17 protein-coding genes and 5 tRNA genes are annotated in these 19359 nt (G+C 56.2%); 16 read left to right on the top strand and 6 right to left on the bottom strand.

Annotation, left to right across the window (positions count from 1 at the left end; genetic code table 11):
* Nucleotides 1-4 precede the first annotated feature (4 nt).
* The 16 genes from ACWKXT_RS15015 (at nucleotide 5) to ACWKXT_RS14940 (ending at nucleotide 11516) form a co-directional block, all read left to right on the top strand.
* A complete protein-coding gene (locus ACWKXT_RS15015; protein WP_454532767.1) occupies nucleotides 5-883 on the top strand; it encodes a metal ABC transporter substrate-binding protein in 879 nt (292 codons plus the stop codon).
* Nucleotides 884-1012: 129 nt separating this feature from the next.
* Complete coding sequence (pncC, locus tag ACWKXT_RS15010; RefSeq protein ID WP_454532766.1) at nucleotides 1013-1510, top strand: nicotinamide-nucleotide amidase; 498 nt, start codon at nucleotides 1013-1015, stop codon at nucleotides 1508-1510.
* Nucleotides 1511-1599: 89 nt separating this feature from the next.
* A complete protein-coding gene (gene recA / locus ACWKXT_RS15005) occupies nucleotides 1600-2658 on the top strand; it encodes a recombinase RecA (RefSeq protein ID WP_028014189.1) in 1059 nt (352 codons plus the stop codon).
* A 68-nt stretch (nucleotides 2659-2726) separates the two neighbouring features.
* Nucleotides 2727-3227 carry a recombination regulator RecX gene (recX, locus tag ACWKXT_RS15000; protein WP_454529165.1) on the top strand — a complete coding sequence of 167 codons (501 nt, stop codon included), beginning with the start codon at nucleotides 2727-2729 and terminating at the stop codon, nucleotides 3225-3227.
* Between the two features lie 131 nt (nucleotides 3228-3358).
* A complete protein-coding gene (alaS, locus tag ACWKXT_RS14995; protein ID WP_454532765.1) occupies nucleotides 3359-5986 on the top strand; it encodes an alanine--tRNA ligase in 2628 nt (875 codons plus the stop codon).
* Between the two features lie 241 nt (nucleotides 5987-6227).
* Nucleotides 6228-6413 (top strand): carbon storage regulator CsrA, encoded by a 186-nt coding sequence (csrA, locus tag ACWKXT_RS14990; RefSeq protein WP_000906486.1) that lies wholly within the window; start codon nucleotides 6228-6230, stop codon nucleotides 6411-6413.
* 342 nt (nucleotides 6414-6755) lie between these two features.
* Nucleotides 6756-6848 (top strand) — tRNA-Ser (locus ACWKXT_RS14985).
* A gap of 4 nt (nucleotides 6849-6852) precedes the next feature.
* Nucleotides 6853-6929, top strand: a tRNA-Arg gene (locus tag ACWKXT_RS14980).
* A 64-nt stretch (nucleotides 6930-6993) separates the two neighbouring features.
* Nucleotides 6994-7070: transfer RNA gene (locus ACWKXT_RS14975), tRNA-Arg, on the top strand.
* A 29-nt stretch (nucleotides 7071-7099) separates the two neighbouring features.
* Nucleotides 7100-7176, top strand: a tRNA-Arg gene (locus ACWKXT_RS14970).
* A 29-nt stretch (nucleotides 7177-7205) separates the two neighbouring features.
* Nucleotides 7206-7282: transfer RNA gene (locus ACWKXT_RS14965), tRNA-Arg, on the top strand.
* A gap of 126 nt (nucleotides 7283-7408) precedes the next feature.
* Complete coding sequence (gene yqaB, locus ACWKXT_RS14960) at nucleotides 7409-7975, top strand: fructose-1-phosphate/6-phosphogluconate phosphatase (protein ID WP_252034207.1); 567 nt, start codon at nucleotides 7409-7411, stop codon at nucleotides 7973-7975.
* Complete coding sequence (locus tag ACWKXT_RS14955; RefSeq protein ID WP_008499541.1) at nucleotides 7972-8400, top strand: YqaA family protein; 429 nt, start codon at nucleotides 7972-7974, stop codon at nucleotides 8398-8400. The genes yqaB and ACWKXT_RS14955 overlap by 4 nt, the downstream gene beginning before the upstream one ends.
* Nucleotides 8401-8483: 83 nt before the next feature.
* The gene (gshA, locus tag ACWKXT_RS14950; RefSeq protein ID WP_454532764.1) at nucleotides 8484-10028 is read left to right on the top strand and encodes a glutamate--cysteine ligase; all 1545 of its coding nucleotides are present in this window, start codon (nucleotides 8484-8486) and stop codon (nucleotides 10026-10028) included.
* Nucleotides 10029-10181: 153 nt separating this feature from the next.
* Nucleotides 10182-10697 (top strand): S-ribosylhomocysteine lyase, encoded by a 516-nt coding sequence (gene luxS / locus ACWKXT_RS14945; RefSeq protein ID WP_454532763.1) that lies wholly within the window; start codon nucleotides 10182-10184, stop codon nucleotides 10695-10697.
* A gap of 54 nt (nucleotides 10698-10751) precedes the next feature.
* Nucleotides 10752-11516: an AraC family transcriptional regulator gene (locus ACWKXT_RS14940; protein WP_454532762.1), complete on the top strand. Its 765-nt coding sequence runs from the start codon at nucleotides 10752-10754 to the stop codon at nucleotides 11514-11516.
* Here ACWKXT_RS14940 and leuA read toward each other — a convergent pair.
* The 6 genes from leuA to proX all read right to left on the bottom strand — a co-directional run bounded on the left by leuA (nucleotide 11503) and on the right by proX (nucleotide 19351).
* Nucleotides 11503-13158, bottom strand: a complete 1656-nt coding sequence (gene leuA, locus ACWKXT_RS14935; RefSeq protein ID WP_454532761.1) for a 2-isopropylmalate synthase — start codon at nucleotides 13156-13158, stop codon at nucleotides 11503-11505. The genes ACWKXT_RS14940 and leuA overlap by 14 nt on opposite strands.
* 96 nt (nucleotides 13159-13254) lie before the next feature.
* A complete protein-coding gene (emrB, locus tag ACWKXT_RS14930) occupies nucleotides 13255-14802 on the bottom strand; it encodes a multidrug efflux MFS transporter permease subunit EmrB (protein WP_454532760.1) in 1548 nt (515 codons plus the stop codon).
* Nucleotides 14803-14818: 16 nt separating this feature from the next.
* Nucleotides 14819-15991 carry a multidrug efflux MFS transporter periplasmic adaptor subunit EmrA gene (gene emrA / locus ACWKXT_RS14925; RefSeq protein ID WP_045909303.1) on the bottom strand — a complete coding sequence of 391 codons (1173 nt, stop codon included), beginning with the start codon at nucleotides 15989-15991 and terminating at the stop codon, nucleotides 14819-14821.
* Between the two features lie 127 nt (nucleotides 15992-16118).
* Nucleotides 16119-16649 (bottom strand): transcriptional repressor MprA, encoded by a 531-nt coding sequence (mprA, locus tag ACWKXT_RS14920; protein ID WP_429057692.1) that lies wholly within the window; start codon nucleotides 16647-16649, stop codon nucleotides 16119-16121.
* A gap of 315 nt (nucleotides 16650-16964) precedes the next feature.
* Entirely contained in the window at nucleotides 16965-18149 is a 1185-nt protein-coding gene (locus ACWKXT_RS14915; RefSeq protein WP_080330192.1) for an MFS transporter, read from the bottom strand.
* 206 nt (nucleotides 18150-18355) lie between these two features.
* On the bottom strand, nucleotides 18356-19351 hold the full coding sequence (gene proX / locus ACWKXT_RS14910; protein WP_454532759.1) for a glycine betaine/L-proline ABC transporter substrate-binding protein ProX: 996 nt from the start codon (nucleotides 19349-19351) through the stop codon (nucleotides 18356-18358).
* Nucleotides 19352-19359: the final 8 nt, after the last annotated feature.

Genomic DNA, 19359 nt, shown 5'->3' with positions numbered 1-19359 from the left:
AACGATGAAACGTACAGGATTAATCATGGCGCTAGCGCTGGGGATGATGTCGCATAGCGTGATGGCGAAAACGCTGAATGTGGTCGCCAGCTTTTCAATACTGGGGGATATCGCACAGGAGGTGGGGGTCGATCGTGTGAACGTGACGACGCTGGTGGGGCCGGACGGCGATCCGCATACCTTCGAACCGTCACCAAAAGACAGCGCGGCGCTGAGCAAGGCTGACGTGGTCGTGGTCAACGGTCTGGGGCTGGAGGGCTGGCTCGATCGTCTGGTGAAGGCCTCCGGATTTAAGGGGCAACTGGTGGTGGCCTCGTCCGGTGTGAAAACGCACACCCTGGAAGAGGATGGTCACACGGTCACCGACCCACATGCGTGGAACAGCGCGGCGAACGGCGCGCTGTATGCGCAAAATATTCTGGACGGTCTGGTGAAAGCCGACCCGGCAGATAAGGCCGCGCTGGAAGCCTCCGGAAAAACGTATATCGCGCAGCTTAACCAGCTGGATAGCTGGGCCAAAACGCGTTTTAGCGCGATCCCTAAGGAAAAGCGCAAGGTACTGACCAGCCATGACGCCTTCGGCTATTTCAGCCGCGCCTACGGAGTAACGTTTATGGCCCCGCAGGGGCTGTCGTCAGAGAGCGAGGCCAGCGCGGCGCAGGTGGCGGAGATTATCAATCAGATTAAAGCCGACGGCGTAAAAACCTGGTTTATGGAAAACCAGCTTGACCCGCGTCTGGTGAAGCAGATTGCGTCGGCGACGGGCGCACAGCCTGGGGGCGAACTTTACCCGGAAGCGCTGTCGGGCAAAGGTGGGGTGGCAGACACCTACGTTAAGGCCTTTCGTCACAATGTCGATACGATTGCGAACAGCATGAAATAACCTGTCCACAGCCGGTGCGCCCGCATCGGCTTTTTTCTGAAGCCCCCTCGTAAAACCTGAAGCGCATCCCCATATCTGACGAGAAAGTGCTATCTTGTGCTGCACGTTTTTATGTAGCCTGGAGCGAGAATGACTGACCATGAAATGATGCAGCTTAGCGAGGTTGTCGGGCTGGCGCTGAAGCAGCGTGGCGCGACAATCACGACCGCAGAATCCTGTACCGGCGGCTGGGTGGCGAAAGTCATTACCGATATTGCCGGCAGTTCCGCCTGGTTTGAACGCGGTTTTGTGACCTACAGTAACGAAGCTAAAGCGCAAATGATCGGCGTGCGTGAATCCACGCTTGAACAGCACGGCGCGGTCAGCGAACCGGTGGTGATCGAAATGGCGATTGGCGCGCAGAAAGAAGCGCGGGCTGATTACGCTATTTCCATCAGCGGCATCGCGGGGCCGGACGGCGGCAGCGACGTGAAGCCTGTCGGCACCGTCTGGTTTGGCTTTGCCACCTCTAAAGGTGAGGGGATCACCCGCCGGGAGTGCTTCAGCGGCGACCGCGAAAGCGTGCGCCGTCAGGCTACCGTTTATGCGTTAAAAACGCTCTGGCAACAATTTCTACAAAATACTTGATACTGTATGACTATACAGTATAATTGCCTCAACAGAACAGAAGTCCATGGTGAAGCGCAGTTGCTTCTCCCGGCATGACAGGAGTAATAATGGCTATCGACGAAAACAAACAGAAAGCGTTGGCGGCAGCACTGGGCCAGATCGAAAAGCAATTCGGTAAAGGCTCCATCATGCGCCTGGGTGAAGACCGTTCCATGGATGTGGAAACTATCTCCACCGGTTCGCTTTCTCTTGATATCGCACTGGGCGCTGGCGGTTTGCCAATGGGCCGTATCGTAGAAATCTACGGGCCGGAATCCTCAGGTAAAACGACTCTGACCCTGCAGGTTGTTGCAGCGGCGCAGCGCGAAGGTAAAACCTGTGCGTTTATCGATGCCGAGCACGCGCTGGATCCGGTGTATGCCCGTAAACTGGGTGTTGATATCGACAACCTGCTGTGTTCCCAGCCGGACACCGGCGAGCAGGCGCTGGAAATTTGTGACGCGCTGGCACGCTCCGGTGCGGTTGACGTGATCATCGTCGACTCTGTTGCGGCGCTGACGCCAAAAGCGGAAATCGAAGGTGAAATCGGTGACTCTCACATGGGCCTCGCGGCACGTATGATGAGCCAGGCAATGCGTAAGCTGGCCGGTAACCTGAAGCAGTCCAACACGCTGCTGATCTTCATCAACCAGATCCGTATGAAAATTGGTGTGATGTTCGGTAACCCGGAAACCACTACCGGTGGTAACGCGCTGAAATTCTACGCCTCTGTCCGTCTGGATATCCGCCGTATCGGCGCGGTAAAAGAGGGCGAGAACGTGGTCGGTAGCGAAACCCGCGTGAAGGTTGTGAAGAACAAAATCGCAGCACCATTCAAACAGGCTGAATTCCAGATCCTCTACGGCGAAGGTATCAACTTCCTCGGCGAGCTGGTTGACCTGGGCGTGAAAGAGAAGCTGATTGAAAAAGCGGGCGCCTGGTACAGCTACAACGGTGACAAGATTGGTCAGGGTAAAGCGAATGCGATCTCCTGGCTGAAAGAGAACCCGGCTGCGGCGAAAGAGATTGAGAAGAAGGTGCGCGAGCTTCTGCTGAACAACCAGGACTCTAAACCTGATTTCGTGGTGGATGCCGCGGATGCTGAAGAAACCAACGAAGACTTTTAAGTCTCTCGTATAAAAATGAAGGGCTGCTGACGCGGCCCTTTTGCATTTCTGAATCTGCAGGTTTTTTTATGAGTGAACCGACATCACGCCGACCCGCCTACGCGCGCTTGCTGGACCGTGCGGTACGCATTCTCGCCGTGCGCGACCATAGCGAACAGGAGCTACGGCGGAAGTTGTCAGCGCCCGTCATGGGCAAAAACGGACCGGAAGAGATTGATGCCACTGCGGAAGACTACGACCGCGTGGTGGCCTGGTGCTATGAGCATCATTACCTGGATGACGATCGCTTTGCTTCCCGTTTTCTCGCCAGCCGCGGTCGCAAGGGCTACGGCCCTGCGCGTATCCGCCAGGAGCTGAACCAGAAAGGCGTCGCTCGAGAATCCATTGAAAAAGCGATGCGAGAAAGCGACACCGACTGGTGCGAGCGGGCAAAAGAGCAGGCTATTCGTAAATACGGTGAACCACTGCCGCGTGAATTTTCAGAAAAAGTTAAAATCCAGCGCTTTTTGCTCTACCGCGGCTTTCTGATGGAAGATATTCAGGATATCTGGCGTAATTTTACCGATTGAACGCATGCGGGATTTTACTTCCCACCCAAGAAAACTTATCTTATTCCCACTTTTTCCAGTAGCTGGTCTGTCCAACGGCTTACCGATACAGGCTGGCTACGACATTTCGTTAGCTTGATTTCAGGATAATTATGAGCAAGAGCACCGCTGAGATCCGTCAGGCGTTTCTCGATTTTTTCCATAGTAAGGGACACCAGGTTGTTGCCAGCAGCTCCCTGGTACCGAACAACGACCCGACTTTACTGTTTACCAACGCCGGGATGAACCAGTTCAAGGATGTGTTCCTTGGTCTCGACAAGCGTAATTATTCCCGCGCCACAACCTCACAGCGTTGCGTGCGTGCGGGCGGTAAACACAACGACCTGGAAAACGTCGGTTACACCGCGCGTCACCATACTTTCTTCGAAATGCTGGGTAACTTCAGCTTCGGCGACTACTTTAAACACGATGCTATCCAGTACGCATGGGAACTGTTGACCGGTGAAAACTGGTTCAACCTGCCGAAAGAGCGTCTGTGGGTTACCGTTTACGAAACCGATGACGAAGCGTTCGAAATCTGGGAAAAAGAAGTCGGTATCCCGCGCGAACGTATTATTCGCATCGGTGATAACAAAGGCGCGCCATACGCGTCTGATAACTTCTGGCAGATGGGTGACACCGGTCCTTGCGGTCCGTGCACCGAGATCTTCTACGATCACGGCGACCACATCTGGGGTGGCCCTCCGGGAAGCCCGGAAGAAGACGGCGATCGCTATATTGAGATCTGGAACATCGTCTTCATGCAGTTTAACCGTCAGGCAGATGGCACCATGGAGCCGCTGCCGAAGCCGTCCGTTGATACCGGTATGGGTCTGGAGCGTATTGCCGCAGTACTGCAGCACGTTAACTCCAACTACGAAATTGACCTGTTCAGCACCCTGATCAAAGCCGTTGCAGAAGTGACCGGCGCGACCGATCTGAACAACAAATCGCTGCGTGTTATCGCAGATCATATTCGTTCCTGTGCGTTCCTGATTGCCGACGGCGTTATTCCGTCGAATGAAAACCGTGGCTACGTGCTGCGTCGCATCATTCGTCGTGCTATCCGTCACGGCAACATGCTGGGCGCGAAGGACACCTTCTTCTATAAACTCGTTGGGCCACTGATTGGCGTAATGGGTTCTGCCGGCGACGAGCTGAAACGCCAGCAGGCGCAGGTTGAACAGGTTCTGAAAACCGAAGAAGAGCAGTTTGCGCGTACGCTGGAGCGCGGTCTGGCGCTGCTGGACGAAGAGCTGGCGAAGCTTAAGGGCGACACGCTGGATGGCGAAACCGCTTTCCGCCTGTACGATACCTACGGCTTCCCGGTTGACCTGACGGCAGACGTCTGCCGCGAGCGCAATATCAAAGTTGATGAAGCAGGCTTTGAAGCCGCGATGGAAGAGCAGCGTCGTCGTGCGCGTGAATCCAGCGGTTTCGGTGCAGACTACAACGCGATGATCCGCGTTGATGGCGCGTCTGAATTCAAAGGTTATGAAGCGCTGGAACTGACCGGCAAAGTGACCGCCCTGTTTGTTGACGGTAAAGCCGTAGACAGCATCAGCGCGGGTCAGGACGCGGTTGTCATTCTGGACAAAACGCCGTTCTATGCGGAATCCGGCGGCCAGGTTGGCGATAAAGGCGAACTGAAAGGCAATGGCTTCAGCTTCAGCGTAAGCGATACCCAGAAATACGGTCAGGCGATTGGTCACCAGGGCAAATTGGTTTCCGGCTCTCTGAAAGTGGGCGAGGGCGTTCAGGCCAACGTTGACGAAGCTCGCCGCGCGCGCATTCGTCTGAACCACTCGGCAACCCACCTGATGCACGCAGCCCTGCGCGACGTGCTGGGCACTCACGTTGCACAGAAAGGTTCTCTGGTTAACGATAAAGTTCTGCGCTTCGACTTCTCGCATTTTGAAGCGATGAAGCCGTCTGAAATCCGCGCGGTGGAAGATCTGGTGAACGCGCAGATCCGTCGTAACCTGCCAATCGAGACCCATATCATGGATCTTGAGGACGCGAAGAAAAAAGGTGCGATGGCGCTGTTTGGCGAGAAATATGACGAGCGCGTACGCGTGCTGAGCATGGGCGACTTCTCTACCGAGCTGTGCGGTGGTACTCACGCCTCGCGCACTGGTGACATCGGCCTGTTCCGCATCGTTTCTGAATCCGGTACGGCGGCAGGTGTGCGTCGTATTGAAGCGGTGACCGGTGAAGGCGCAATCGCCAGCCTGCATGCGCAGAGCGATCAGCTGCACGACATCGCGCAGCTGCTGAAAGGCGATAGCCAGAATCTGGGCGAGAAAGTGCGCGTTGCGCTGGATCGTACCCGTCAGCTGGAAAAAGAACTTCAGCAGCTGAAAGAACAGGCTGCGGCGCAGGAGAGTGCAAACCTCTCCAGCAAAGCGGTAGACATTAAGGGCGTCAAACTGCTGGTCAGCGATCTGGCGGGCGTGGAGCCTAAGATGCTGCGTACTATGGTCGACGATCTGAAAAACCAGCTTGGTTCTACAGTTATCGTGCTGGCGACGGTGGCAGAAGGTAAGGTTTCTCTGATTGCGGGCGTCTCTAAGGATGTGACCGACCGCGTTAAAGCAGGGGAACTGATTGGTATGGTCGCCCAGCAGGTGGGCGGTAAGGGGGGCGGTCGTCCGGACATGGCGCAAGCCGGTGGTACGGATGCGGCGGCACTTCCGCAAGCTTTGGCCAGCGTAGAAAGCTGGGTGAGCGCGAAACTGTAATAACTACAAAGCACAAGCAGACGCCATAACGGTAACGTTATGGCGTCTTGCTCACTGCGCTATCGATAACGATAAAGTCAGGTTGAGTTTGTGTATATCGGCTAAACTTACGTTTAACAGAATGTGATGCCGTGACTGCTTACACATTACGTGTTTGTCATCGCTTACTTTTTGGCGTTATATGATGGATAATGCCGGGATACAAGAGACCCGACTCTTTTAATCTTTCAAGGAGCAAAGAATGCTGATTCTGACTCGTCGAGTTGGTGAGACCCTCATGATTGGGGATGAGGTCACCGTGACAGTTTTAGGGGTAAAGGGTAACCAGGTACGTATTGGTGTTAACGCTCCTAAAGAAGTATCTGTCCACCGTGAAGAGATCTACCAGCGTATCCAGGCTGAAAAATCCCAGCAGTCCAGTTACTGATATTGTCGCGTCTCGCTGTCGGGCGAGACGCAACCCTCCCGCTATTTTTCCTGCTCAACGTTACCGTTTAATTTCAAACGCTCTCTTTTTGACCACTCGGTTAGCCTTAACTCGTCTCAACACCGCCATTTCGGCAGATGTTTTCTGTGAAGATGCCTGCAAAATTCGCTTATAAAACACCCTCTTTGCGGCTTTTACATGCGAATTGCGTGCGATTTGTGCAAACGATAAAAGCTTTTGGAAAATTGTTTGACTTATAAGTCCCAGAAAGTAATATATGCGCCACGCAGCGACGAGAAGCTCTTAACGAGTGACTCGAAGCACTCGAAAGAGGCGTTGTGTGGTGAGGTGGCCGAGAGGCTGAAGGCGCTCCCCTGCTAAGGGAGTATGCGGTCAAAAGCTGCATCCGGGGTTCGAATCCCCGCCTCACCGCCATTTTGCATCCGTAGCTCAGCTGGATAGAGTACTCGGCTACGAACCGAGCGGTCGGAGGTTCGAATCCTCCCGGATGCACCATCTATTACTTCATATTGCTTTCGAAGTGATATGAATATCGAGCAGTACAGTAGTAAATCCCGATGCATCCGTAGCTCAGCTGGATAGAGTACTCGGCTACGAACCGAGCGGTCGGAGGTTCGAATCCTCCCGGATGCACCATTTACTATTTCTTAAAGCAGTTCCCTGATGCATCCGTAGCTCAGCTGGATAGAGTACTCGGCTACGAACCGAGCGGTCGGAGGTTCGAATCCTCCCGGATGCACCATTTACTGTTTCTAAAAGCATTTCCCCGATGCATCCGTAGCTCAGCTGGATAGAGTACTCGGCTACGAACCGAGCGGTCGGAGGTTCGAATCCTCCCGGATGCACCATCTCTTCTTGTGATCCCCTTCGATGTTTAGTTCTTAATCACTCTCATTGTTATCACTTCGCAATCAGCGACAAAAACCACCATTTACGATAAAGTAATGCTTTGTTAATCGTTTAGCGAGAGCACGATGTACGCACAGTATGACGGTTTGATCTTCGATATGGACGGCACTCTCCTGGATACCGAACCCACGCATCGTCAAGCCTGGACTGATGTCCTGGGCCGTTACGGTATGCGTTTCGATCTTCAGGCGATGATTGCCCTCAACGGATCCCCCACCTGGCGTATTGCACAGGCCGTGATTGAACTGAATCAGGCCGATCTCGACCCGCACCTGCTCGCGCGCGAAAAAACCGATGCGGTAAAAGCCATGCTTTTAGATACCGTACGCCCTCTGCCGCTGATTGATGTGGTAAAAGAGTGGCACGGGCGTCGCCCGATGTCGGTCGGAACAGGCAGCGAAAGTGCGATTGCTGAGGCATTACTCAACCATCTTGGCCTGCGCCACTATTTTTCTGCCGTGGTCGCCGCCGATCATGTTAAACATCACAAGCCCGCACCGGACACCTTCCTGCTCTGCGCAGAATTAATGGGCGTCCCGGCAGCAAAATGCGTCGTGTTTGAAGACGCCGACTTCGGTATTCAGGCCGCGCGTGATGCCGGAATGGCGGCGGTGGATGTGCGCTTACTGTGAGTGACGCGCTGTCACTTGCCTCATTATTCGCCAGCAGTTTTTTAAGCGCCACGCTGTTACCGGGAAATTCGGAAGTGGTGCTGGTGGCGATGCTGTTGTCCGGCGTGAGTCAGCCCTGGCTATTGGTATTAATAGCAACAATGGGTAATAGCCTTGGAGGGCTGACTAACGTTATTCTTGGGCGTTTCTTTCCATTGCGCGAAAAATCGCGCTGGCAGGAAAAGGCAGTCGGCTGGCTAAAACGCTATGGCGCTGCCACGCTGTTATTAAGCTGGATGCCTGTAATAGGCGATTTACTGTGTCTGCTGGCGGGATGGATGCGCATCTCCTGGGGACCGGTGCTCTTTTTTTTGTGCCTTGGCAAGGCGTTGCGCTATGTTCTCGTGGCATGGGCAACGCTTCAGGGTATGACGTGGTGGCACTAATTGGTGGAATGAATACGCGACCTTCAATCGTCAACCATTACAATTATGCTGAGTAACATTACTTTGACAGGCGGGAGGTCAATTTGATCCCGGACGTATCTCAGGCGCTGGCCTGGCTGGAAAACCACCCTCAGGCTCTGAAGGGTATTCAGCGTGGTCTCGAGCGTGAAACGCTGCGCGTTAACGCGGACGGTAGCTTAGCGACGACGGGTCACCCGAAGGCGTTAGGCTCGGCGCTGACACATAAATGGATCACAACCGATTTCGCTGAAGCGCTGCTGGAGTTCATCACGCCGGTGGACGGCGATATTGATCATATGCTGACGATTATGCGCGACATCCATCGCTACACCGCGCGCAATCTCGGCGATGAGCGTATGTGGCCGCTCAGCATGCCGTGTTATATCGAGCAGGGCCAGGAGATAGAACTGGCGCAGTACGGCACATCAAACATTGGCCGGCTGAAAACGCTCTATCGCGAAGGTCTGAAAAATCGCTACGGCGCACTGATGCAGACGATCTCTGGCGTGCACTACAATTTCTCTTTGCCGATGGCGTTCTGGCAGGCGAAAGGGGGCGATACGGATAAAGAAGCGATCTCCGCGGGATATTTCCGTTTGATCCGCAACTATTACCGTTTCGGCTGGGTGATTCCGTACCTGTTTGGCGCGTCTCCGGCAATCTGCTCATCGTTCCTGCAGGGGAAACCGACCACGCTGCCGTTCGAAAAAACCGAGTGCGGAATGTACTATCTCCCGTATGCGACCTCTCTGCGCATGAGCGATCTCGGCTATACCAATAAATCGCAAAGCAATCTCGGTATTACGTTTAACGAATTGCACGAATATGTGGCAGGATTGAAGCGGGCGATCAAAACCCCGTCGGAAGAGTACGAGAAAATCGGCCTCGAAAAAGACGGCAAGCGCCTGCAAATCAACAGCAATGTGCTGCAGATTGAAAATGAGCTGTATGCGCCAATTCGTCCGAAGCGCGTGACGCGCAGCGGTGAAACGCCGTCGGATGCGCTGCAGCGCGGCGGTATTGAATATATTGAAGTGCGCTCGCTGGATATCAACCCGTTCTCGCCGATTGGCGTTGACGAGCAGCAGGTACGCTTCCTGGATCTGTTTATGGTCTGGTGCGCGCTGGCGGATGCGCCGGAAATGAGTTCAGACGAACTGCTCTGTACGCGCGCCAACTGGAACCGCGTGATTCTGGAAGGGCGCAAGCCTGGCCTGACGTTAGGCATTGGTTGCGAAACGGCGCAGTTCCCGCTGGCTAAGGTGGGTAAAGATCTGTTCCACGACCTGAAGCGTGTTGCCCGGACAATGGACAGCATCGACGGCGGTGACGCATATCAACAGATTTGCGATCAGCTGGTGGAATGCTTCGATAACCCGGAACTGACGTTCTCAGCGCGTATTCTGCGCTCCATGATTGAGCAGGGGATTGGCGGTACGGGACGTTCCCTCTCAGCGGAGTACCGTGAGATGCTGATGCACGAGCCGTTAGCGATCCTGAGCGAGGCGGATTTTGTCGCGGAACGCGAGGCGTCCGTGGTGCGTCAGAAAGAGGTAGAAGCGGCGGATACGGAGTCGTTTGAGACGTTTCTGGCGAAGCAGGCTTAAGCAGAAAAGAAAAAGGCCACATCGCTGTGGCCAAAATATACATCTCTGAATTCAGGGATGATGATAACAAATGCGCGTCTTTCATATACTCAGACGTGCATTCTGTAGAAGAGTTCAGTTTATTTTAAAAAAAATCACTGTCGGAGGTGACGTATGCCGTTATTAGATAGCTTTACTGTCGACCATACCCGTATGGAAGCACCTGCAGTTCGCGTGGCGAAGACCATGCACACCCCGCACGGCGACACGATCACCGTCTTCGATCTGCGTTTCTGCGTGCCGAATAAAGAAGTGATGCCAGAGAAAGGCATTCATACCCTGGAGCACCTGTTCGCGGGTTTCATGCGTGACCATCTGAACGGCAACGGCGTTGAGATCATCGATATCTCTCCGATGGGCTGCCGTACCGGTTTCTACATGAGCCTGATTGGTGTGCCTGACGAGACGCGCGTTGCAGATGCGTGGAAAGCGGCGATGGAAGACGTGCTGAAGGTGAAAGAGCAGAACCAGATCCCTGAGCTGAACGTTTACCAGTGCGGGACTTACCAGATGCACTCTCTGGAAGAAGCGCAGGAAATCGCGCGCCACATCATCGAACGCGACGTTCGCGTGAACAGCAACGAAGAGCTGGCCCTGCCAAAAGAAAAACTGCAGGAACTGCACATCTAGTGCACCTTTTCCCTCTCCCTCAGGGAGAGGGTAGGGTGAGGGTGGTTTAACCTCATGACCACAACCGCAACCTTCTCCTTTGCCCATCGCCCCCTCGTTCCGTTTGCCCATGATTACGTTCACGGCGACAGCGAGCCGTGGCACCAGCACGACTGCGCTCAGCTGTTGCACAGCCTGACTGGCGTGGTGCGGGTCGATACCGCATCCGGCTGCTGGGTGGTGCCGCCCGGTCGCGGCGTCTGGCTCCCTGCGGGGACACAGCACTCTCTTCGAATCACCGGCAATGTCGCAGCCCGCACGCTGTTTATCGATCCGCTGGCGCGCGCCGATCTCCCGGCCACCTGCCAGATCGTGCAGATCACGCCGCTGTTGCGCGAGCTGATCCTCGTTTCCCTTGCTTTACCTGAATCGTACTCACCCGGCAGCCGCGATGAACGGGTCTATGAGCTGATCCTCGATGAAATCCGCATGATGCCGGCATTGCCGTTTTATCTGCCGGAGCCAGAAAGTGAGGCATTACGCCATCTGTGTCTGCAAATCCGGCAAAACGCGGGGGAAAGCTGGAGCAGCGCGCAGGCCGCGAGCATGGTAGGGATGAGCGAGCGTACCCTGAACCGCCATTTTCAGCAGCAGACGGGCGTGAGCTACGGTGAGTGGGTGAGAAGGGCGCGACTGCTGGAAGCTTTAGTGCGGCTGGCGCAGGGCCAGCCGGTATTACGCGTGGCGCTGGATCTGGGTTATGGCAGCCACAGCGCCTTTACGGCAATGTTTCGCCGGGTGATGGGTCTCTCACCCAGCGATTACTTTAAGAACGACTAACCGCGTTAAACAGCGCCTGAATCGACGCGCGCGCCACGTCGCTGTCGATGCCCACGCCCCAGTGGCTGCTGCCGTCCTGGAACAGGCAGCGGATATAAGCCACCGAGCGGCTGTCGCTGCGTTCGCCTAACGTATGTTCGTGATAATCCTTTATCACAAACGGCGCGTTAACCCAGCGGCTTAAGCCCTGCGCGGCGGCAGAGAGCAAACCGTTTCCCTGACCCTCCAGCTGGCGCGTTCCCCCCTGCGTGACGACGCTTGCCGTCAGCCGCAGCTGGCCGTCCTGCTGGCTGTCGCTGCGGTACGATTGCAGCGCAAATTGCGGCGTCGTTACCAGCCCGTAGCGGGTGCGGAACAGCTGCCACAGCGCGTTCTGCGTCATCTCTTTCCCGTGGCGATCCGTTTCCTGCTGCACGTGCTGGCTAAAATCCTGCTGCAGGGCGCGAGGCAATTTCAGGCCGTGGTTCTGTTCAATGAGCCACGCGCTTCCGCTTTTTCCTGACTGGCTGTTCACGCGGATCACCGCTTCATAGGTGCAGCCGATATCCTGCGGATCGACAGGCAGATACGGCATCTCCCAGCGATCGCCAGGCTTACGGGCATCAAAGCCTTTCTTGATGGCATCCTGGTGCGAGCCGGAGAAGGCGGTGTACGCCAGCCGACCCGCCCAGGGATGGCGTGGGTGCACCGGCAGCTGGTTGCAGGCTTCCACCACTTCCACCACCCGATTCATGTCGCTGAAGTCCAGGTTCGGGCTAACGCCCTGGCTGTAAAGATTCATCGCCAGCGTCACCAGACAGACGTTGCCCGTGCGCTCGCCGTTGCCAAACAGGCAGCCCTCCACGCGGTCTGCCCCGGCCATCACCGCCAGCTCCGCGCTGGCGACGCCGGTACCGCGATCGTTATGCGGATGCACGCTGATGCAAACGTCGTGGCGACGGCTGAAGTGGCGACAGAAATACTCGATCTGATCGGCATAGACGTTCGGCGTATTCACTTCGACGGTGGCCGGTAAGTTAATGATCATCGGACGCGCCTCGCACGGCTGCCAGATCTCCGCCACGGCTTCACAAATCTCCAGCGCAAACTCCGGCTCGGTAAAGCAAAACGTTTCCGGGGAGTATTCGTACTGCCAGCGGGTGTCAGGGTTCTCTTCACACAGCTGACGAATCAGGTGGGTGGCGCGCGTCGCCAGCTCGACGATTTGCGCTTTTTCCATGCCGAATACCAGACGGCGGAACAGCGGGGCGGTGGCGTTATAGAGATGAACGGTGGCCTGCTTCGCGCCGCGCAGGGATTCAAAAGTGCGACGGATGAGATCTTCCCGCGCCTGAGTTAATACCTGAATGGTGACGTCATCGGGGATGCGATTCTCTTCGATAAGCTGGCGGACAAAGTTGAAGTCGGTCTGCGAGGCGGACGGGAAGGCGACCTCAATCTCTTTGAATCCGCAGCCCAGCAGCAGCTCCCAGAACTGCAGTTTGCGGGCGCTGTCCATCGGCTCGGCAAGCGCCTGGTTGCCGTCGCGTAAGTCGGTCGAGAGCCAGCGCGGCGCGCGGGTGATGGTCTGCTCCGGCCAGCGGCGGTCGGGCAATGAAACGGTGGGATAAGGCTGGTATTTGTCGGCGGGTGTGTTCAGCATGATGCGCTCCTGTTGTCTTTTCACTATCGTGAATTGATTTCAGGAGCGCTGCTTTATCGAAACTGACAATCGCTGTCGCGTTCTGGACAACGCGAATTAGTGCGCCCCTCCGCCGCCGCCACCGGCGCCAAACGGCGGTCTGGCAAACCACACCAGCCCCAGCAGGACGATGAAGATCCCCGCCGAAATCCAGAAAATCTCGTTCGCCGAGATAATCAGCCCCTGGTTGGTGATCTGCTGGGCAATCCAGCCGGACGCCTGCTGCTCCGTCATCCCCATCCCCTCAAGCTGGCTGTACATCTGCTGAGCGTTAGGGTTGAACGGGTTCACCGCTTCGGTCAGCTGCGCATGGTGCATCGATTCACGGTTCGTCCACAGCGTGGTGGTGATCGACGTACCAATCGAGCCTGCCAGCGTTCGCGTAAAGTTCGACAGGCTTGATGCCGCCGCCATGCGCTCAGGCGGCAAGCCGGAGAGCGTAATGGTGGTCAGCGGCATAAAGAAGCACGCCACGGCAAAGCCCTGAATAAACTGTGGCCACGCGGAGGCGCCAAAGTCCATTCCCGGTTCGAACGTATACGCGCGCCAGTAGAAGCACACGGCGTACATGATGAAGCTGAACGTCACCAGCCTGCGCATATCGAGCTTATGGGCAAAGCGGCCAATAATCGGCGACAGCAGAACCGGTATTAACCCCACAGGCGCAGACGCCAGACCCGCCCAGGTTGCGGTATAACCGTAAACCTCCTGCAGCAGCTGCGGCAGCAGCACAATCGCGCCGAAGTAGAGCATATAGGCGAGGCTGATACACAGACAGCCGATGGTGAAGTTTCGCGATTTGAACAGCGAGAGATCGACTATCGGATTATCGTCCGTCAGCTCCCAGACAATCAGGAAGCTGATGGCAACCACGGCAACGACCGTGAGGACGATGATTTCCGACGAGGCAAACCAGTCCAGCTCTTTACCCCGGTCGAGCATGATCTGCAGGCTACCAATGCCGACGACCAGCAGCGCCAGCCCCACGCCATCAATTCGCCGCTGCTCGGTACGCGTTTCGCGACCGCGCAGAGACTGCAGGGTCATCAACACGACCAGCGCACCAATCGGTACGTTGATAAAGAAGATCCAGCCCCAGTGGTAGTTATCGCTGATGTAGCCACCGAGAATCGGTCCGCAAATCGGCGCGACAATTACGGTCATTGACCACAGCGCCAGCGCAATGGAGCGTTTGGCGGGCGGGTAGTTGTTCAGCAGCAAACTCTGGGAAAGCGGGATCAGCGGCCCGGCCACAATCCCCTGAATGACGCGGAAGAAGATCAGCATCGTCAGGCTGCTGGACATGCCGCACGCCCAGGAGGCCAGCACGAACAGGATCGTCGACCAGAGGAACAGCTTCACCTCACCGACGCGCTTCGCCAGCCAGCCGGTGATCGGAATGGAGATGGCGTTTGCCACCCCGAACGAGGTAATGACCCAGGTCCCCTGGCTCAGGGATGAGCCAAGGTTACCGGCGATGGTTGGGATCGCCACGTTTGCGATGGTGGAGTCCAGCACCTGCATGAATGTCGCCAGCGACAGCGCAATGGTCATGATGACCAGCTGCGCGCCTTCCAGCGGTTTTTGCGGCTTTTGCTGTTGCATAACGCTCACCTTCGGATTAACCGGCGTTTGCCTTCACGATGTCATCGATCAGCTTGTTGACCGGATCGAGGCTAATTTCACGGGCGTTACTTTCATAAGCCGGGCTGCTGCGAACCTGGCTTGCCAGGATCTGACCGTCGCGGTTGGCGGTGTCGACCGTCACCAGCGTAGAGAGGCCGATACGCAGCGGGTGATCCGCCAGCTGTTTGGCATCCAGCTCAATACGCACAGGCAGACGCTGAACCACTTTGATCCAGTTACCGGTGGCGTTTTGCGCAGGCAGCAGGGAGAAGGCGCTGCCGGTCCCCATATCCAGACCGACCACTTTCCCGGTGTACTTCACGTCATCGCCGTAGATGTCGCTGACGACCGTCGCGGTCTGGCCGATACGCATATGGGCAAGCTGCGTCTCTTTAAAGTTGGCGTCTACCCACAGGTTGTCTGCCGGCACCACCGCCATCAGCGGCGTGGTCGGGCTAATCTGCGCCCCCGGCTGGACGGAGCGACGGGAGACGTAGCCGGTCATCGGGCTGACGATTTTGGTACGCTGCAGGGCAAGCCACGCGTTGCGCACTTCGGTCGCCGCCTGCTGTACGGCGGGCTGGTTTTCGAGGCTGGTACCAAGCACCATCGCCTGGTTGGCGTTGTACTGTTGAATCGCCACATCCAGCTGCGCCTGGGCACTGGCAACCGCGTCGCGCGCGTGTTGCAGCTCTTCACGGCCAATCAGGTTGGCGGTGCCGAGCGGTACACGGCGGTTCAGGTCGCTCTGCGCCTGCGCGAGTGCGGTTTTTTGCACATCGATGTTGGCCTGTAGCTGTTTACTGTTGATCATCAGCTGGCGGGTCTGACGAACGCTGGAGGCCAGCGCGGTCTGGGCTTTCTCAAAGGCCTGCTGGGCGTCGGTTGGATCGAGGGTCACCAACACATCGCCTTTTTGCACAAAGTCGGTATTGTCAGCCCAGACTTTCGTCACGCTGCCCGACACCTGCGCCATAATCTGAACCTGGTTCCCTGCCACGTATGCGTCGTCAGTCTCTTCTGCATGACGCAATACTAAAAACCAATAGATCCCATATGCCACGGCAATAATAATAAAGAGCAAGGTCAACAGAAGAAGGGCGCTCTTACGTTTGCCTTTCTTGTTGGCCGGTTGCTGCGGGGTAGTGCTCTCCGCATTTGCGCTCATTGTTGTTCTCCACGATCTTCTTATTTTCACATCGGCTGAGCCGACCTGTTGTCAGAAAGGCCAGCAGTGTGACGTGCTGGCCTGTCGGTTTTCTTTTTTAAATCTGGATTTTGAGCGTGTCGTCGCGTTAGCGCAGCGCCTCAAGAACGGCGCCGTCTTCATCCATCTGATCCAGACGAGTAAGCAGCTTGCGAGTGATGTGCTCAAGCTGGTCGCGCTCGGCAGGGCTGAGGGCAGACCACAGTTTGTGCAGGCAATTGTGCTGAGGTGGCAACACCTCGCGCAGGAACTGGTGACCTTTATCGGTCAGTTGCAGATGCAGGCAGCGGCGATCGTTATCGCTCTCGCGGCGTTCAATCCAGCCGCGCTTTTCCAGCTCATCGGCAATACGGGTCGCGTTGGTACGTGACGATCCCAGCGCGCAGCTCAGCTCAGAAGGCTGAATGCTGTGATTTTCCTGAGACTCCAGCGTAATCAACGCCATAAACAACGTCTCGTTAATCCCTTGAGCTTTCAGCATTTTATTACGATTTTCCAGCAGCTTACCCTGCATGTGCATGCACAGGCGGGTCAGCAGGATTTCCTGATACGGGAAGTCCTCATGACGACTGGCGCGGAATTTAAGCATTTGTTCAATGGGCGTAAACGAACTATCCATTTTGGGCATAACCTCATTAATTACAGCCGATATAGTAACGACGGTGACAAATAATGTAAATGAATTATTTGTGCGGTTATATCCGCCAAATTTATGTCACCATCAGAGAGCGCCGGGTAAATCCGTGACCCGGTGAGCACAGAAAGCGTAGGGTATAAACCCGCTGAAGAGAGGATGTGGGGACGGGGGTCTGAACTATTCATGCCAATTGTAGATATGTCACCCACATTAAAATTTCTGGGATAAATGATTACGTTTACATTAACAGACTGCAGGGCCCCTTTACACCCTAAGAGGCCCAAAGCAATGTAAAACTTAGTGAATCGCCTCCTGGCGATGGTAGCCGCGCCACCATACAAGCAGGTTAAGCGCGGCGACGATTGCCCCTATCCCACACACGCCTGACCAGCCAGCATGCTGCCACGCCGACGCTGAAATTAACGAACCCGCCGCACCACCAATGAAGTAGCTGGTCATGTATCCGGCCGTCAGGCGGTTACGCGCCTCGGGCTTCACGCGGTAAATCACGGTCTGGTTGGTGATATGCACGCCCTGCACGGTCAGGTCGAGCACCAGAATACCGACGATCAGCGCCAGTACCGAGACGTGTCCATACCAGATGGCCGCCCAGGAGAGCAGGAGTAAAACCAGCCCTGCAGAGGTGGTCAGGTGGGATTTGCCCTTGTCGGCCAGTCCGCCTGCGGGACGCGCGCCCAGTGCGCCTGCGGCACCGGCCAGGCCGAACAGACCAATCACCCCTTCGGAATAGTTAAACGGCGGTGCGGCCAACAGAAAGGCCATCGACGTCCACAGAATACTGAAGTTGGCGAAGGTGAAACACCCCAGCAGAGCGCGGGTGCGCAGCAGTTTATCCTGGGTGAACAGGCTGAAAACGGAGGCCAGCAGCTGCGGGTAATTCAGGTGGTTCTCCTGCTTTACCTTCGGCAGCCCGCGCCACAGCGCCAGCGCCATGATGACCATCAACACGCTCGCCACCCAGTATACGGTGCGCCAGCCGCCGAGGCTTGCCAGCAGCCCGGCAACGGTTCGCGCCAGCAGAATTCCGAGTAGCAGGCCGCTCATGATGGTGCCGACCACTTTGCCGCGTTTTTCCGGCGAGGCGAGCGTGGCGGCGAGGGGGACCAGAATTTGCGCCACCACGGAGAACAGCCCCGTTAGCGCGGTACCGACGATCATCATCGTCAGCGACTGGCTGCTGGCGGTGATCAACATGCCGCCTGCTGCCAGCAGGGTCATTGAGACGATCAGCATCCGGCGCTCAAACATATCGCCGAGCGGCACCAGGAACAGCAGCCCGGCGGCGTAGCCAAGCTGTGCTGCCGTCACGATGAAGCCCGCTGAGCTGGCTGAGAGATTGAATGCGCGAGCGATGGTGTCGAGCAGAGGCTGAGCGTAATAGTTGCTAGCGACCGCCAGACCTGTTGCCACGGACATTAAAAGGATAAGTGCGGGGCTAAGCCCTTGAGTTGTTTTAGTCATTAGGTTCAGGGATCGTGAGTTAAGTGATTATTTTTCCGGGAACCATAATAGCTAATGATTGTGAATGTTGGGGGATTGTTATGTGTGTGTTTGTGCGGTTAAGCCCCCTCACCCCAGCCCTCTCCCCAAAGGGGAGAGGGTGTATAAAGTCCCCTCTCCCCTTTGGGGAGAGGGTTAGGGTGAGGGGTTAGGTTGTGTTGTATTTTTTACTTCTGCGCGTCCAGCGCCTCTTTCACCCAGCCATCAAACTGCTGCTGGTGGGCTTTGATCCAGCCGTCCACGTGGCCTTTCACATCGGCCTCAGAGGATTTGCCCGCATGCATCATCGCGTTCTGGGCATTGATGTCCGCCAGCGGGAGCTTCATCACCGAGAACAGCTTCGCCGCCGCCGGGTTTTTCTCCGCCCAGGCTTTGTTAGCCACGATGTGCATGGTGTTCACCGGGAAGCCGTAGTTCATGCCGTTCGGCAGTTTGGTGTCGATATTTTTCTGCTCGCCCGGCAGGGCGGAGAACGGCACCTGCAGCCACACCACGTCTTTGCCCGGCTTCAGCACGTCGCTCACCCAGTACGGCGTCCAGGTGTAGTAGATCACCGGCTTGCCTTCTTTAAAGCGGGCAATGGTGTCGGCCATCATCGCCGAGTAGTTGCCGTGGCTCACGTCGACCGTTTTTGCCAGATCGAACGCTTTGTTCTGGTGGTTAATCACCGCTTCACAGCCCCAGCCCGGCGAGCAGCCCATCATGTCGGCTTTACCGTCACCGTTGGTGTCGAACAGTCTGGCGATCCTCGGATCTTTCAGCTGTTCAATGTTGGTGATGTGGTACTTATCGGCGGTTTTCTTATCAATCAGGTATCCCTGCGCAGCACCGGTCACAAAGGTGCCTTCGCGGTAGAATTTTTTGTCGCCACCGGCGGCGGCATACATGTCGTCATGTAGCGGCTGCCAGTTCACCGCGGTAAAGGTGGCGTCACCGGAGGCAATCGAGGTATAGCCCACGTTGTAATCCACTTCGCTCGGCGTGTTGACCGTATAGCCCAGCTTCTCCAGCGCGCGGCTGACGATCAGGGTCTGGAAGCTCTCTTCCGAAATGGTGCTCTGCACCGGCTGCACGGTAATGCCTTTGCCCGGCAGGTCAGCGGCAAACGCGCTGGTGGAGACAAGGGTGGCAAACGCTGAGGCAAAAAGTACGCTATGTCGCATCGTTGTTC

This window comes from Enterobacter sp. UPMP701, from assembly GCF_053709515.1.
This window is presented reverse-complemented; position numbering and strand designations above follow the sequence as displayed.